General features: G+C 32.9%; 11 protein-coding genes. 10 read left to right on the top strand and 1 reads right to left on the bottom strand.

The annotated features are described in order from the left end of the window. Nucleotides 1–141 precede the first annotated feature (141 nt). The 7 genes from ABX784_RS02020 to lepB all read left to right on the top strand — a co-directional run bounded on the left by ABX784_RS02020 (nt 142) and on the right by lepB (nt 6805). Nucleotides 142–1644, top strand: a complete 1503-nt coding sequence (locus ABX784_RS02020; protein WP_372651966.1) for a hypothetical protein — start codon at nt 142–144, stop codon at nt 1642–1644. 61 nt (nt 1645–1705) lie between these two features. Next, the gene (locus ABX784_RS02015; protein ID WP_372651964.1) at nt 1706–1924 is read left to right on the top strand and encodes a hypothetical protein; all 219 of its coding nucleotides are present in this window, start codon (nt 1706–1708) and stop codon (nt 1922–1924) included. Nucleotides 1925–2404: 480 nt separating this feature from the next. Further along, nucleotides 2405–3154 carry an inositol monophosphatase gene (locus ABX784_RS02010; protein ID WP_372651962.1) on the top strand — a complete coding sequence of 250 codons (750 nt, stop codon included), beginning with the start codon at nt 2405–2407 and terminating at the stop codon, nt 3152–3154. 71 nt (nt 3155–3225) lie between these two features. After that, on the top strand, nt 3226–4134 hold the full coding sequence (locus ABX784_RS02005; RefSeq protein WP_372651960.1) for a sigma 54-interacting transcriptional regulator: 909 nt from the start codon (nt 3226–3228) through the stop codon (nt 4132–4134). 20 nt (nt 4135–4154) lie between these two features. Continuing rightward, on the top strand, nt 4155–4748 hold the full coding sequence (locus ABX784_RS02000; protein WP_372651958.1) for an SAM-dependent methyltransferase: 594 nt from the start codon (nt 4155–4157) through the stop codon (nt 4746–4748). Between the two features lie 102 nt (nt 4749–4850). Continuing rightward, nucleotides 4851–6044, top strand: coding sequence for a penicillin-binding transpeptidase domain-containing protein (locus tag ABX784_RS01995; protein WP_372651956.1), 1194 nt, complete (start codon nt 4851–4853; stop codon nt 6042–6044). Further along, nucleotides 6044–6805 (top strand): signal peptidase I, encoded by a 762-nt coding sequence (gene lepB, locus ABX784_RS01990; protein WP_372651954.1) that lies wholly within the window; start codon nt 6044–6046, stop codon nt 6803–6805. The genes ABX784_RS01995 and lepB overlap by 1 nt, the downstream gene beginning before the upstream one ends. On the opposite strand, the gene ABX784_RS01985 is transcribed toward lepB, so the two are convergent. Next, nucleotides 6794–9160, bottom strand: coding sequence for a Smr/MutS family protein (locus ABX784_RS01985; RefSeq protein ID WP_372651952.1), 2367 nt, complete (start codon nt 9158–9160; stop codon nt 6794–6796). The genes lepB and ABX784_RS01985 overlap by 12 nt on opposite strands. Here ABX784_RS01985 and ABX784_RS01980 point away from each other — a divergent pair. Genes ABX784_RS01980 through ABX784_RS01970 form a run of 3 tightly spaced genes read left to right on the top strand, consistent with a single transcriptional unit; the run spans nt 9159 to nt 15490 of the window. Beyond that, nucleotides 9159–10511, top strand: a complete 1353-nt coding sequence (locus ABX784_RS01980; protein WP_372651950.1) for an NFACT RNA binding domain-containing protein — start codon at nt 9159–9161, stop codon at nt 10509–10511. The genes ABX784_RS01985 and ABX784_RS01980 overlap by 2 nt on opposite strands. Nucleotides 10512–10567: 56 nt before the next feature. Continuing rightward, a complete protein-coding gene (locus ABX784_RS01975; protein ID WP_372651948.1) occupies nt 10568–11374 on the top strand; it encodes a hypothetical protein in 807 nt (268 codons plus the stop codon). Then, complete coding sequence (locus tag ABX784_RS01970) at nt 11375–15490, top strand: hypothetical protein (protein ID WP_372651946.1); 4116 nt, start codon at nt 11375–11377, stop codon at nt 15488–15490. The last annotated feature ends 8 nt before the right edge of the window (nt 15491–15498 follow it).

The raw sequence follows: 15498 nt of genomic DNA, 5'->3' as shown, positions 1-15498 counted from the left end.
ACACTTAAAATGACTTTCGGTAAGTTAATTAATGGCCTAAAATAAAAATGGCCGGATTGGGGATCCGGCCGTTTCGAGCGAGTAATGGGCATTTGAAATCAATTAAGATTTTCAAATGTTGTACTAATATGATCGGTTATTATGGATAATACTTTAGAAAAAAAGTCAGGAATACTCTATTTAAAATCTAAGTTCTTCTTATATCGCATAGTTATATACTTTTCATTTCTCTTAATCCCTGTTTATGTACAAAAGTCGCTTGAACTTAAGCCAATATATTTATTTATCTCTATGATCCTTTATTGCTCATTTATAATGAGTCAGTGGTTCTTTCTTGGGAAGGAGATAGATCATCGATTAAAGATTTACTTCCGAGTGAATTCATCGATTGATAGAGTTGTTTATAGACTCTTTCTTGGGATGTTCTTTTTTATAATAATTTTCAACTTACTTTATTTATTACCATCGAAGTGGGTTTATAACTCCTTTTGGATTATATGGGGTTCTTTGGGGTTGTTTTATTCTTGGCCTACAAGAGGAAAGATTATACAAGAGTCTGTTACGACAAACTTTTCTGAATTCAGATACCTTGATAGTTTTGAGAAGACTCTCGTATTTTTAATTTTAAGTCTAATTTTATTCTCTGTGCCTGAGATGCCAGCTCTTGCCCAAAGCGATGCTTTAATATTCTTTTTAGATCCTGGTCATCATATTAATCAGCTGTTTTGGAACTTCTTAACAGTTACCTTTTATCCATTCAAAAGCTACCCTAACCTTTTTAAAATTGGATGGGTTACTTACTTCTACGTCGTAAATATTTCAATGTACCTCCTCACCTTTTATGCTCTTCTAAGATTTTTTATATCAAGAAGATTATCTTTACTTGGGGTGTTTGCTTTGATTTCCTCTTGGAGTGTTTCAAAAATTATAGGAAATAATTTGGGAACAACTCTTGTAGATACTTACTCGCTTGTGTGGATCTGGGGAATGCTTTGGGTTACTAAGAGTTCAACTTATAGAACAGGTCTATTTATAGGTCTTTTAGGTTTCTTTGGAACAATTATAAATCATTCATACGCATTAATATCGATGATTCAAATAGTAATGCTGATGTATATTTATTTGAAAGACAAAACTATTTGGTTTAAAAAGCAAACGTTAAAATACGCTTCATTTGGATTAGTTCTAGCTCTTGTTACCTTTGTTGTAAATTTTGAATTCTCAAAAGTTTATAACCCTGGTGGGCTGATTATATTTGATAACTTAATTGGTTTAATTGATAGGAAGGCATTTTATATCTTATCACTCTTTGGTGTTGCAATTCTAGGCGCACGTAAGCTACTTCCAAACGTTAAAAGTTTCCAAGTCTTAAAATTTGGTGCTGTGAAAATGGAAGAGCTCATTTTAGGATTAATTGTTATTCTAGCTTTTGGAACATTTGTAAATATTTCAGCGGTTAGTAGGTTCTCACTTCTCTGGATTGTAACGTTATTTAGTCTTATTCCTCTGGAGCTCATCTTCTTACATATCAGTAGATTGAGATCTAGTCGTAATATGATCTATCTGATTTATATACTTATTTGCTTACTCGATTCTCACTTTGAAGGTCGTGTAAAAATTTTCTTAAAACTATTTGATAGTTAAATACTCAAATTGTGATAAAATTTAAGTAAGAGTACGGTTCAACATTGGAAAAGGAGTTTCTTTGTTTAGATCGGGGCTCACCCATCAAATATATTGTGAATTCTTAGACTTATTTGAATTAACCAATTCAAAGGTACACTCTTCACCATTTGTTTATGTAGACCCAGAGAATGGAGAAATCAGGCTTGTGACAGGTATGTCATCTAACTCTGATGGAGACATTATTACAAACTCTGTTGCATCTCACGGTGAATTGGAAACATTCTCAACGAGAGAATAAGACTAAGGTTCAATTAGTTCACTATTTATATAGTGAATACTTCCACAAAGTCAGAGTCACTTTGATACTGTTTTTGACACTCATTTAAGGAATAAATTGTTAGTATATATTAACAATTATACGACTTCGTGTGGATAACTAGATGACATATAATTTTAGAAAGTAAATATAAAAAAGGTGTAATTTGTGGATAACTTGCGTGATTTTGTGAATACCTTTTGTCGCGTAATGTAAGAATGTTTCAGAGTGTTAGGTTCGCCGTGTTAAGATGTTGAAAACAGGACGTTCTAAAGACGAACTTAATCACTTCAAATAATTGACAGGGGGGCTATGTTATTGTGGATAACTCCTCCGTTTTTGTGAGTAAAACCGTGCTGTCAATATATTTATCCTAAGTTTTTCATTTTTTTTAGTAGAAATATTAGGTTAGAGTTGTGTTTGGTATAATGTTAGGTTTGTAAAAAAATAGAGAGAAAAAGCGTGATAACAAAAGAATTATTAACAAAATTACGAAATCAAGTGTTAGAAATTGTAAATAATCGAGTGAAATCTCAATCATTACAGGAGTCTTTGGGAGTATCAAAGAAGTCAGATTTCTCTATTGTTACTCTGGTAGATCAAGAAATTTCTGACTTGGTACATATGTCCCTGAAGCACATGGTTAAAGATGGATATCACTTCTTTAGTGAGGAAGAACAAGTTAGTTTTGGATTTCCTTCAATAATATTAGACCCAATAGATGGAACTCGCGAATTAGCTCAAGGTCTGGGCGAATGTGTAGTATCCCTTGCTTTGATGACGACACCAAGTTCTGGCTTTGCTTGGCTATTTAATCCATTCACAGGTTTTGAAATAAGCTCTCACTCTAAGTGGGTGGAGCCTGTGATTTTTAATACAGATAAGCTATTTGGTTATGTCTCTAAAGGAGATTTAAAGAAAGGATTGCTGAATCATATAGACGAAATTGATCATTTAGAGATTGTTGCTAAGGGAAGTATAGCTTTTAAGTTAGGCCTGTTGGCCAGTGGTGCTTGTGACTTTGTTTACTCAAAGACTCCAAAAAATATTTGGGATATTGCTGCTGGAACATTACTCTGCTGGGAGAGAGGATTTAAGCTCTATCAAATGGGAAAAGAGGTTAAGCAGCTAGATGATATAAGAATTGATGGCGAGTTAATTTGGTGTCGGAAGGAAAACTTCAAAACATTAAGTAGTTCACTAGTGAAATAAGATCTAAAAAAAATATACTAAAGTTCAGCTTATATAGCGTAAAGGATAGACTTTCAGTCTTGGAGGTTACTATGCGTGCACTATTTAATTCAAATTATCCAATTCTAATACAAGGTGAGACAGGAACAGGGAAGACTGAGCTAGCAAAAAAGATTCATAAGACTTCAAGTTATAAGTACAGCAGATATGTAGAGTGTAACTTGGCGGGTATAGCGGATAACCTTTTTGAGAGTGAGTTATTTGGGCATACTAAAGGCTCATTTACTGGGGCGTGTTCAGATAAGATTGGTTTTTGTGAGAAAGCTGGAAGTGGGACTTTATTTTTTGATGAGATAGGTGACATTACTTTAAGTCAGCAAAAGAAATTATTACAGGTTTTAGATACAGGTGAGTTTTTTAGAGTTGGTTCAACTGAAAAGTCTAATTTCTCTGGTCGCTTTATCTTTGCCACTCATAAGGATTTAGAAAAGTTAGTTCGACAAGGAGCTTTTAGAGAAGATCTTTTTTATAGATTAGGTGGTGTTTCATTTTCTTTGGACCCACTTAGGGAAAAAACTGATGCTCAAAAGAGTGAGGCCATTAATGAATTTATAATTAAAGCTAGGGAAAAGTATGGACTCTCTAATAAGTATTTCCATTCAGATGTAATGAAGGCCTTATCCCTATATTCGTGGCCAGGAAACTATAGGGAAATGAAAACAACCATTGAATTGGTTATGTTGAAATCAACTAGGCCTCAAATAGAGTTAAAGGATTTGCCGTACCGTTTTCACTGTAGTTCTAGGGAAAATAGTAGCTTTAAAAGGCAGATTTCTGATTTGGAGAGAAAAATTCTTTATAATGAGGTTGTAAATAAGGGGGTAGGTATTAATAAGGCTTCGAAATCATTAGGTATTAGTAAGACCACCTTAATTGCAAAACTGCGTAAATATGGTATTAGTGAGCAAGTTATAGATAGAGTTAATTTGAAGGTCGCCTAGTTTGCGCCAAGGTTTATTTGATGGGTTTTAAAGTTCAAGATCACTATTTTAAGAAAGCAAAGAAAGACGACTTTTTAGCAAGAAGTGTCTACAAGCTTGAAGAGATTGATAATAAATATAAGATCATAAAGAAGAATGATTTTGTTGTTGATTTTGGATACCATCCTGGTTCTTGGGTTCAATATACAAGCCGTAAGGTTGGAGTTGATGGAAAAGTTATCGGAATAGATATTAGGCCCTTAAATAAAAAACTATTACCATTAAAAAATGTTTCTTTATTTGAAAAAGATATTTTTGATGTTGATACGACGGCTCAACTTGGAGCTGACGATAAATTTAATGTTGTATTGTCAGATATGGCCCCAAATACCACAGGAATGCGCTCAGTAGATCAGGATAGAAGTTTAAACCTTGTTGAAAAAGTATTCGAGGTAATGCCTGTGTTCCTTAGAGAAAACGGTAATATGGTAATTAAAGTGTTCGATAGCCATCAGGCGCAGAAATTCCTAAAAGAACAAAAAAGTATGTTTAAGCAATATGACTTTCTGAAGCCAAAATCTACTAGATCTGTGAGTAAAGAATTTTTTGTCATTGGGCGTGGATATAAGGCATAATAATTCCTTATGAAATACTTAAAAAATAAAGCCAATTTATATATTCTTATGACCTTGGGAGTTTTTCTTTCTGCATTGGGTTTTCACAATATGTGGAAGACTATGAAGAAAGAAGAGAGACGAGAAGAAATAATTACAACTAGAACGCTAATCAAGGAAAACCTAAATAAAGCGTTTAGTTTTAGTAAAAAAACATTTCCTACTAAAGTCGATTTAAAAGAAGAACAAGTAAATATTAAATACTCATTTAATAATGATTTAACAGATTATATTAAAAAAATTTTAAAAAGGTATCGCTCTGACTACTCATCTGTAATTGTTATAGATAACGAAACTGGTTATATATTATCAGCTGTAGGTTATGAGAGGCAGGGGAATCAATTTAATATTACTCTTCCATTTAGCTCGACGCATCCATCAGCAAGTCTATTCAAAATTGTTACAACTGCAGATTTACTTGAAAAGTCAGAAGTCACTAAAGATAGTGTTTTTAAATTTAGAGGACGAGGGACAACATTATACAAGTATCAACTTAAAGATAAGAAATCTAGATGGCAAAGAAGACAATCATTTGAAAGAGCTTTTGCTTATTCAAATAACGTTATTTTTGGAAAGGCAGCGATTAAGAATTCATCAGGAGAAAGACTTTTTGACATGGCCGCTGATTTTGGCTTTAACGAAAAGCTGATGGAAGAAATAAGTTTATCTAAATCAGTATTTGAAATGCCAGATACAGATTATGAGTTAGCAGAGAAAGCATCTGGTTTTAATAAGAAGACAATGATCTCTCCAATCCATGCAGCTGTAATGGCATCAGTTATAGCAAACGATGGTGTTCTTAATTATCCAAGGGTCGTTACAGAGATAAATGATAACGTGACTCAAAAGGTAATTTGGAGTCCTCAGCACAGAACGAAGAGAGTGTTGGAAGTTCCAACAGCGAGAGAGCTTCAAGAGTTAATGGAAGCGACTGTAAAAAGAGGGACGGCAAGAGGATCATTTAGAAGGTTAAATAGAAAGCTTAGAAAAGGTTTAGAAATAGGTGGGAAAACAGGTTCCATAACAGGTGGAGTTCCATTTGGAAAAAGAGACTGGTTTACTTCCTTTGCTATACCAACGAATAAAAACCATGGAAAGGGAATCTCTATTGCGGTTATGAATATTAACCTAGAGAAGTGGTATGTGAAATCGTCTTACCTTGCAAGAAAAGTAATTGAATTTTATTATAAAGAAGTTAGCCCCTTAAATGATAATGTCTCTACTTCTGAGAAGACGAAATCTGATAAGGATACATAATGGATGACTTAAGCGAATTTGAGCCTAAAGAGAAAAAGCCTGCCAATTTAAAAAAAGAAGTACTTCTAATTATTTCAATTATCTTTGTCGTTTTAGTCTTTAGATCATCACTTTATGAGCCGTACAGAATACCTTCTGGGTCAATGATTCCAACGTTAAAAATTGGTGATTACATCATTGTTAATAAGTTTGCATACGGAATGAAAGTACCTTTTTCTGATATCGCAATTGGGGATATCAACTTAACTCCTAATTATATTTTTAAGCAAGAGCTTCCTAAAAGAGGAGATGTTGTTGTTTTTAAATTTCCAAAAGATCCTTCGATAAATTACATAAAGAGGGTTATAGGACTTCCAGGAGATACAATTGAAATTAAAGATAAGGTTGTCTATGTAAATAATATAGAAACAGTCTCAGAAAAAGTAGAATCAGCACCTTTTTTAAAAGACATGGACTCAAAGTTTAAAAAGCATAAGCTAAAGTTTTTTAGCGTTAAAAATGGTGAGAGAAAATATATAATACAACAGGATAGCGATAATTACTTTCTCGTAAATAAAGATAAAATAATTGTTCCAGAAAATGAAATCTTTGTTATGGGCGACAATAGAGACTTTTCATATGATTCAAGGTTTTGGGGGACAGTTCCACTTTCCTATGTAAAAGGAAGGGCCGAGCTAATATGGTTCTCTCTAAGTTTTCCAGCGAGTGATGATGGTGACTTTATTTTTAGACCTTCTAGAATTGGGACATCAATTTTTTAGAGTTAGTCTTGTCGCACCGTCATTGCCATCTTCTGATTGCCAATCTAGCTCTTTAAATGTCCTTAGATGATTCCTTAACCATTTCTTTAAGATACCTTCACCGTGACCATGGATAATATTTAAAAATGGTATATCTCCATTTATTAACTCATGAATAGAGTCATCAGTAAGACGCTGGAAATCATCTAGTCTCATGCCTCTTCCATCAATCTCAAGTTTTCCGGAGACAGACTTTGTAAAGTTCACTTGTACAGACTGTTGAGGTACCTTGTTTTGAGTAGAAGGGGATAGGTTCTTTATACTCATCCAGAGAGTCATTTTTCCATTTAGTATTTGTATTTCTTTCTTGCGAATATTAACAGCAATAACTTTTAGGTTTCTATTGAAGGTTGGAGAATAAACATATTCTCCGACTTTGATATTTTCTATTGAGAGCTTTACTTCTGTGACCGTTCTATTTAAGTGATCATTAAACTTCTGTTTCTTTGGATCAGGAATACTTCCAGTTAGAGAAACAACTTTCTTATTGAATTGTTTCTTTGAATCTATTTTTCCCTTTTTCGTTTCAACAAGAAGAGATTCGGCTTGAGAAATGATCTTATCTAACTTCTTTTTGTATTCAGCAGTAATACGTTCTTTTTCAAGTAGGACAAGTCCATCCATTGATTTCTTTTGATTTTTTAAATTTATATTTATTTGTCTATTTTCTAAAAGCTTTTTATCTAGCTCTGCTTTCTTTTGCGAAAGTTCTTGGAGTAATTGCTCATATGAGAGTTGTTTTTTATCAAGAATATGTTCTGCCTTACTTGATATTGTATTACTAAGACCAAATTTAGATGCCAAGATATCAAATATCTTAAAGGCCATTGAACTACCAGGAGACCCAAAGTTCAACTTATAAGTTGGTTTACTCGTATCAATATCAAAGCCTACATGAGAAGAAATATATTCTTTAGAAGAGTGTATATAAGTTTTAAAAAACTGATGGTGTGTCGAAATTATAACGCGCGCATCTGACCTGCTGTGAATCTGTTCTAAGAAAGAAATTGCTAGAGCAGATGCTTCTTCAGATGAAGTTGAGTTAAAGATTTCATCGACAACGATAAGAGAGTTTTCGCTTATTTCACTAAGTAACTCTAGATAGTTTTTTGCTTCAGAGGCAAAGGAGCTTAGGCCACTAGAGAGATCCTGCTGGTCATGTGAAAAGTAGTAGATACCTTCCGGAAGAAAAATATTACATTCTCGTGCTGGAACATAAAGTCCCATCGATGACATTAAATAACAAAGAGTAATAGACTTCAAAGTAACTGTCTTTCCACCAGTGTTTGGCCCTGAAATGATTAATCCCTTAGAAGTATCATTAAGCTTGATGGTATTTAGAACACAGTTATCTATCAAGGGATGAAAGAAGTCTTTAATGTAGACTTCTTTTGTATCATTGAGTGTCGGTCTTGAAAGACCAAGTTCATTTGAAAAATTAGCTTTTGCTCTTATGAGGTCTATTTTGTAGAAAAAATGTAATGCATTGAGAGGAGCTCTCTCGAACTCTAAAATAGTATTACAAAAGTTTTTACAGATTTCGTTTATAATGGCATCTATTTGGGCCATTATTTGAATTCGTTGATTACTTCTTTCTCGTAGCTCGTAAGGCTCTACAAATAGAGTCATACCAGTACTAGATTTAGCAATAATAACTCCAAGCTTTGAATTATATGAATCAGATCTTATTGCAAGTACATACCTGTCATTTATAATATCGTGTTCACTGTACTGAAGGACCTTAGAATACAGATCTTTTTTCGCAGAGGTAGAGATATTCCTTCTTAGACCTTGCTCAATTTCCCTTAGCTCTTTATATAAAGGAGATAGTTGTGGATGATTTTCAAGGCTTTCTTGACCATCTTTTGAAACTAAAACTCTAAACTTATTAATAAACTTATTTCTAATCTTACTTTTTATAGATTGATCAGGGTAGTTATGCTCTATATTGAAGGATTCAAAGGTTCTTTCAAGAGAAGGGTAATTCTCAAGAAGCTTACAAATAGTGTTTAATTCTGAAAGGTTGAGAATAATATTTTTCTCTATAGAAGATAATAGTCTTTCAAGCTCGTCAGACCTTGGAATAGAGTTAAAAATATCAATAGTACTTGTATTGTATACTTCTTCATCATCGATAAACTTATCAAGAAAGCTTAAGTCTCGATTTATAATATGATTAGGTTTATAATTTAAGAGCTCTGGAATAATACCTTTGGTATGTTCAAAGTAAGAAAATGAGCATATTTTATCAAGAATCTCGTTCCAGTCGAGATATTCTAAGAAAGACGATGAATTATCTAATAAGTTGAGTGCCATGATACAAACTGTTGCAGATTTAAATAATATTATAGAAGAATACAATAGCTTATGTGTAATTGACCAGAGAGTTCGTACTCCAGTAGTACAAAAAATCTTTTCAACACCTCATTATATTTCTATGTCTCTTCGTTTACCTGGAAAGTCTATATATTTATATGTTGGCCGTGGGCAAAAGTATGAAGGGATATTTATAGGAAAGAATGCCGTTCCTTCGGAATATAGAATTAGAGACCGGTTTATAGAGTTTTGTCGTAAGTATGTTCAAGGTGGAATTGTACACAAAATTGAAACTCTTCTTGAAGATAGAGTCGTTAATATATATTTCACAAAGAGAGAGTCCCACTACAATTTAACCCTCTTTTGGAAAGGTAGAGATCTATACTTTTCCTTGCATGAGAAAACAGAGTCTGTAGAAAGAATTTTCTGCAGCTGGATAGGGTGGCAAGAGGTTGTGGAGGGAAATACTATCTCTAAAATTTATAAAGAAGTTGGAGCAGGAAGTTATAAGGCAGAGAAGCCTGTAAATAAAGTATTTTCAGATAAAGAGTATTTTGAAAAATTGAGTAAGAATGTAGATGTACATAAGTTTCCAAAGAGAAAGAAGAAATTCTTTCAAAGAAAAATTCAAAATATTGAACAAGATTTTACGAAAGTTAAAAAGTGGAGAGACCTAAGGGATTTGATGGAGCAAGGGGACTTCAAAGTTCCTACAGACTATCGTTTTGAATTAATGGGAATTCCTTTTCGCATTGACGTGAATTTTAATGAGTATAAAAAAAGAGATGTCATTTATAAAAAAATAAAGGCCTTTAAAAGAGCAGAGACTATTCTCGAAGATAGACTTTCAAGAACTAAGGAAGAGTTTAAGAAGTGGGTGAGTGGTGATGTTTATGTAATTAAGGGACTTGGTAAAACTGTTGAACCCGTCTGGAGAAGCTCAAAAGAAGACGTTAATAGTCAGGTAAATAGTGTCAATAGAAAAATATATCAAATTTCAATCGGCCTAGAGCTCGCGGTAGGTCTTGATAGTATAAGTAATGATTGGCTTAGGAAAAACTGGAGCAAAAAGGAAGACCTTTGGTTTCATATTGATGGAGATAAGAGTTCACACGTCTTTTTAAAGAATAATACACAAGCAAGATTAGATCCTAAGTTGCTGGAATTAATAGGTAGTGTGTTAGCTTTCCATAGTAATTTTGAGGGACAGCAAGTACCAATGGTATATACTCAGGTAAAAAACTTGAAATCTGTGAAAGGTGCAGCAGGGAAGGTTATTTTTAAAAAAGAGAAAAGAATTGATGTCTATGTAGACCCAACATGGAAGGAAAGAATTTCAATCATTTCGTGAAGTTAGAATAAAATGTAAAATAGAATAAGTTTTTAAGACTCAAATCTGAGGTAGTAATGAGAGTTATAAGTTTATTTGTTTTAATAATTATGTCGCTTAATGTTTCCGCATTAAATATCCCTGAGGTTAATGAATTTGATATTCGTTATTATCACCCAGAAAGCTATGGTCTAAAAGATTTAGTTTTTGAAGTAAGAGTATCAAATCTTGTTGATACGCTAAACAAGAGACAAAGTTTTGGAAAAATAGAAGATTTATACTTTAAAGTTTACTGGATGTTTCCTGGCCAATATCAAATACAAGTTAATGGATTTCCAAAAGGCTTTGATGAAGTCAAATATCAATTAAAACAGATGATTAAAAATAGATTAGATTTTGTTGTCCCTCTAAAGCTTGCTCCTAGAGTACGTAGCTATGAGTTAAAGTATTTCAAAACAAGTAGTGGCAAAGGCGTAAAGGGAACAGATAGAACGGGCTCAAGGCCAGTGTCTGAAATTCAATTAAAATTTAAGCCAAATGGTATGCTTGAAGAATTTAAAACATTTAGTCCAACAGGTGTGAATACATCAACATTCGAACTGGGAGTTAAGGGTTGGAGTAATAATAAATGGGTTGTAGATAAAATGACAGTTAAGCTAATTCAAGGTGTACAACTTACGACCATTGAAAATGAATTCGATTACAAGTCATACTCAGGATTTGGATTCCCTTCAAAAGTAGATATTTCTACGTCTCAAGAAATTGTAACAAACAATGATGGAAAACCAAATAAGAGAACAGTTCATTCAACGTTAGAGTTTGCAAAGTACGAGGTAAATACAGGGAAAGCTGTTCGATTTATGACAAAGGGAATTAAAAAATAAATGAATATTTTTAATAAATCTATCATTCTAATACTTCTAATTTTATTAGGATCTTGTTTCAAGCAAGATGCGCCCGAAGTATTTTCAGATCAGACTAGGACTAGGCGAGACTTTGAACAACTTAAGGCATGCTCTAGTATAACTTTTTATGAAGGGTTTCTGTATCGAAATAACTTGATAGATTTATTTGTATGCACAAGCTGGGATAAGAAATTTGTAAAAATGTTTAAGGCCTTAGTGGATACTCCTGAGGCATCTTGGAACGACTTAGTTTCCCCAATTGACTCAGTTTTTTTTGGAGATAGAGAAAGACGTGATCGATTTATAAAATATTATCAAGATCTTGATAAAGATGGAGCTTTAGATGATCTTGGAAGAGTTATAACAGCTCTGACAGATACGAACTTCTATGATGGTATTAATGCTTTATTTGAATGCGCAGAGAACAATGAGAGCGCTAGCTGTGATAATCGATTAGGTAGTATTGATAAATCAGATATTAAGAATCTGTTACTGGTGTTTGATAGAAGTCCGAATCTATTATTAGAAATTGGAAATGTTATAGATGAATTTAACAATAGCCTAGGTAGTGATTCTGAAAAACTCAGAAGAGAAATCGTTAAGTTTAATAGTACTAACTTTTTTAATAAATTAAGAATAATGATAGTTTCAAAATTAGCTGAGAAATATATAAAGGGACTCTCATCAGGAGACTTAAGACTATTGCGTGGAGCCTTTCTAGCGAAAGAGCCTGTCTCAAATAATAATTGGATAAATCAGTGGGTAAAAAGAAAGGATGTTACAACTAGCTATGTTAATAAGCTTGTTAGTATCCCTGTAAAAGAACAGCCTCAATTAGTAAGAGATTTTAAAGTATTGAATATTTTATATTCTAATGAAGTTACTTGTTCAGATGAGAGTCTTAAATTATCAATTGATCTGAAGTCATTAGTTTCGAATACGATAGAGCATCTAAAAGAAGATGATATTGTGAAATTCTTTGATTCTTTAATATTAGCATCTGAATCAGTCATATATGCAAGACCAATTTGTCCAGACCTTACAGATGCTAAACGTGTTGTGAGCTATTATGAATATACACAGAAGCGAAATGTAAACCATACGATAGATCTTTCAAATGTACTTAAGTATTCAGTTGATATATTGGCTAAAATGCCAACGATAGATATCGTTAAATTTACACTTGAACTTGTGGATTACGATCAAGATTATCTTGTTTCACTTCTTGCTGGAGATTTATTTAATGTTTCAAATGAGATTAATAGGACAGTTGTAGAAAATAGTGATGACTTTTACGCTACAGGGCTTTCAATTATAAAGCGCTCAAATGAGGATATATTTTATTCTGTCGCATTCATTTTGAATGACCTTTTTGCTACACCTAGCTCTAAAGACCTGACATCCTGGGCAAAATCTTGGCTGTTTTGGAATGAAGAAGAGCAAAACTTCTTATTTAACTTCATTGATGTACATTTAGATTCTAATACTAATTATGTAAGATTGTTTGCGTTCTATTCTCAGTTTTTAAAAGAATTATCTACTGATTGGGTAAGGATAGGTGAGTATTATAATAAGGATGAGGAAAGTCGTGAGAGAACATTTCAATCATTGAAGAAAATAGTCTCAAACTTTTCAGGAGAGGAAATTTTAACAGACTATAAAAAGTTCTTTTCAGGCGACCATATTCTAGAACTATTAAAAGTTTTAACATCAAACGGAAGTAGTGCTAACTATCAAATTAGTAAGCTTTCTGTAAAAAACTTAGATGAAAGAATAAATTACAAAGCTCCAGTGATTGAACTAGTAACTACTTCTGAAAGAGATAATGCAGCGATAGTTGAATGTGCAAAGCATTTATCAGAAAAAAAATCAATTTATGAATTGTCGATGAGTTACCCAGAGGATTGTAAAGAGCTTAACAATACTTATTTTCTAGATAATCTATCAGGAGGACTCTCAAAGACCCTCGTAGAACTCAAAGAGGTGTATCCAGGTAATACATTCGAGCATCTTTTTGAACCGGGAGGAATACTCTCTCCTGAGATGACTATGTGGGGGATTGGCTCTGCTATTTCTATAGATAAAGAATTATCAAATAGTGGGAGAAGTATTGAATTTCTTTTCCATACAGTTGAGGAGTTCTTATTCGACATTGGGCAAGAAGGCAACAGAGGTGTCTCTATCATTAAGGCTGCTCTAGAAATTAGCTTAAATTGGTTGGGAAATGATTCTGAGATGGATTTGAGAAATGGGGCGATTTCTGAGTTAGTTCATCATAAGGATAGAGTCGATGAGATTTTTCAAATACTACCAGAGTATATAAATGAATTTGAGGAATGGAATGCAAACTACGTAGAGAAAAAATATGTTGAAGATAGCAAGTACTCATGTCGTAACTACATTAATATTCATGTTGGTGGTAGTGTTTGTCCTTCCGAAGAGCTTGCTAAAGAAAATATCAATTCAATTGTAAAGCAGATGGTGACTCGCTATGAGGATTCAGAAGGAATACCAATTGAATATATTCTTAAAGCTGCATTACCTAACGGGGGATTACAGATACCTCTAGATCATGATGAGTCAAAGAATAAAAGGTTAACATTATATGAGTCATTTAATTACCTCTATGATCTTTCAGACAAGTCCCTCAAGGTAAATAGAGAAAAAGTAAAATATAGGGATTCGCTTGATGGCGATAAGCTTTATTATACAATGACAACTTCAGAAAGAATTGATCATGTTATTAGAAATGTTTCTTTTAGAGATAATTATCTTGGCGTTCAGTATTTGAATGCTGTTGTAAAGGGAGATGACTACACAGATGTTGTTAAAGAAAAACAACGATTGATGGGAGTATGTTTGAATACTCCTGGAATTAGATGTGGAAAATCTATGACTAAAGATGAAAGAAGAAAAGGAAAGAACGCATACTGGGCCTACGATGGTTTAGTTGATGTAAATAATGGAAATGATCTAGAGCCTAGAATGAAGTATGGAGAACTGATGCAAGCTTTCATGTATAGTTTTGTTGCATCATCCGCTCTTGAGGCTCAAGAGGTTAAGTTGTTTCCATTGGATGATCACTTATTGAAAAAGCACAATGGAAAGGCTCTAGGCTATATATCAGAAATGGCCGGATTCAGTAATTTAGGTCGTGTTGTTCATGATAGAGTAGGTCGTACTAGAGAAGAGTTTTTAAATTTTGTAAATTCTGCTGAGTTTAAAAGAGTTAACGATATGCTGCTTTCAAGAGTTTCTGAGAGAGAAATTATTGATGTTTTTGAGCAATTACTTAATACAATCAGCTCTGATGATCAAGACGCTGTAAGAGATATTGTAGAGTGGATAAATGAATTAGATTATTCTGAAGTTAGAAAAATCGAAGAAATTGTCGCTAAGTCAATTTATATATCAACGTATCTAGGAAGTGAAGAGCAGGTATACGGAACAGGTGATAGCGAAAACTTTAAGAATAGTACTTCTTTTGAATTTATATATATTTTAAATCAAATAATGAATGAGTATAAGTTACTAAAGAATAGCTTTGATGCAGAAGACTTTAAACTCAAAAATACTTTATCACCAACTTTGAACTTTGTTAGCTTTCTATATGAAAAGCTTAGCAATGTAGAGAAGAGTAAGAAGTATTGGTTTATACTCAATAGCACGTATTCAGCAGTTAGAGAGTTAATGTTTATTAGAGGTGGTGTTACTTCATTTGTGGAGAATATTATAAAGAAGAGTAGATCATCATCTGTATATAAAATTGTATCTAATATTTATAAATATTTAATTCAAGTTGAGAAAAAGGGAACGAAGGAATTAAGAGAAGTTCTAGCAACTTCATATAAATCAAGCGTTGGTATGGATTCTCTTTGGAATTATGTCGAGAATACTTCAATAAGAAGTCTGTGCTCTCTTGAGAATGAGTCATGTGTTGCTAATGATAATTATGATGATCTAAGAAGATTAAGTTATGTCTTAAGTAGAAAAGATAATCTTGAAGACACACTTGATTGGTTACTTGTAAAAAATAAAGAAGAAATTTTAAATACAGTGAATGACTTTTTTCCATATTTGAAAATTGTTAAATAGAGGTTGTT

Origin of the sequence: Halobacteriovorax sp. (assembly GCF_041587335.1) — a bacterium.
Classification (GTDB): domain Bacteria; phylum Bdellovibrionota; class Bacteriovoracia; order Bacteriovoracales; family Bacteriovoracaceae; genus Halobacteriovorax.
Note: the sequence above shows the minus strand (reverse complement) of the source record. Positions and strands in the feature narration are given on the sequence as shown.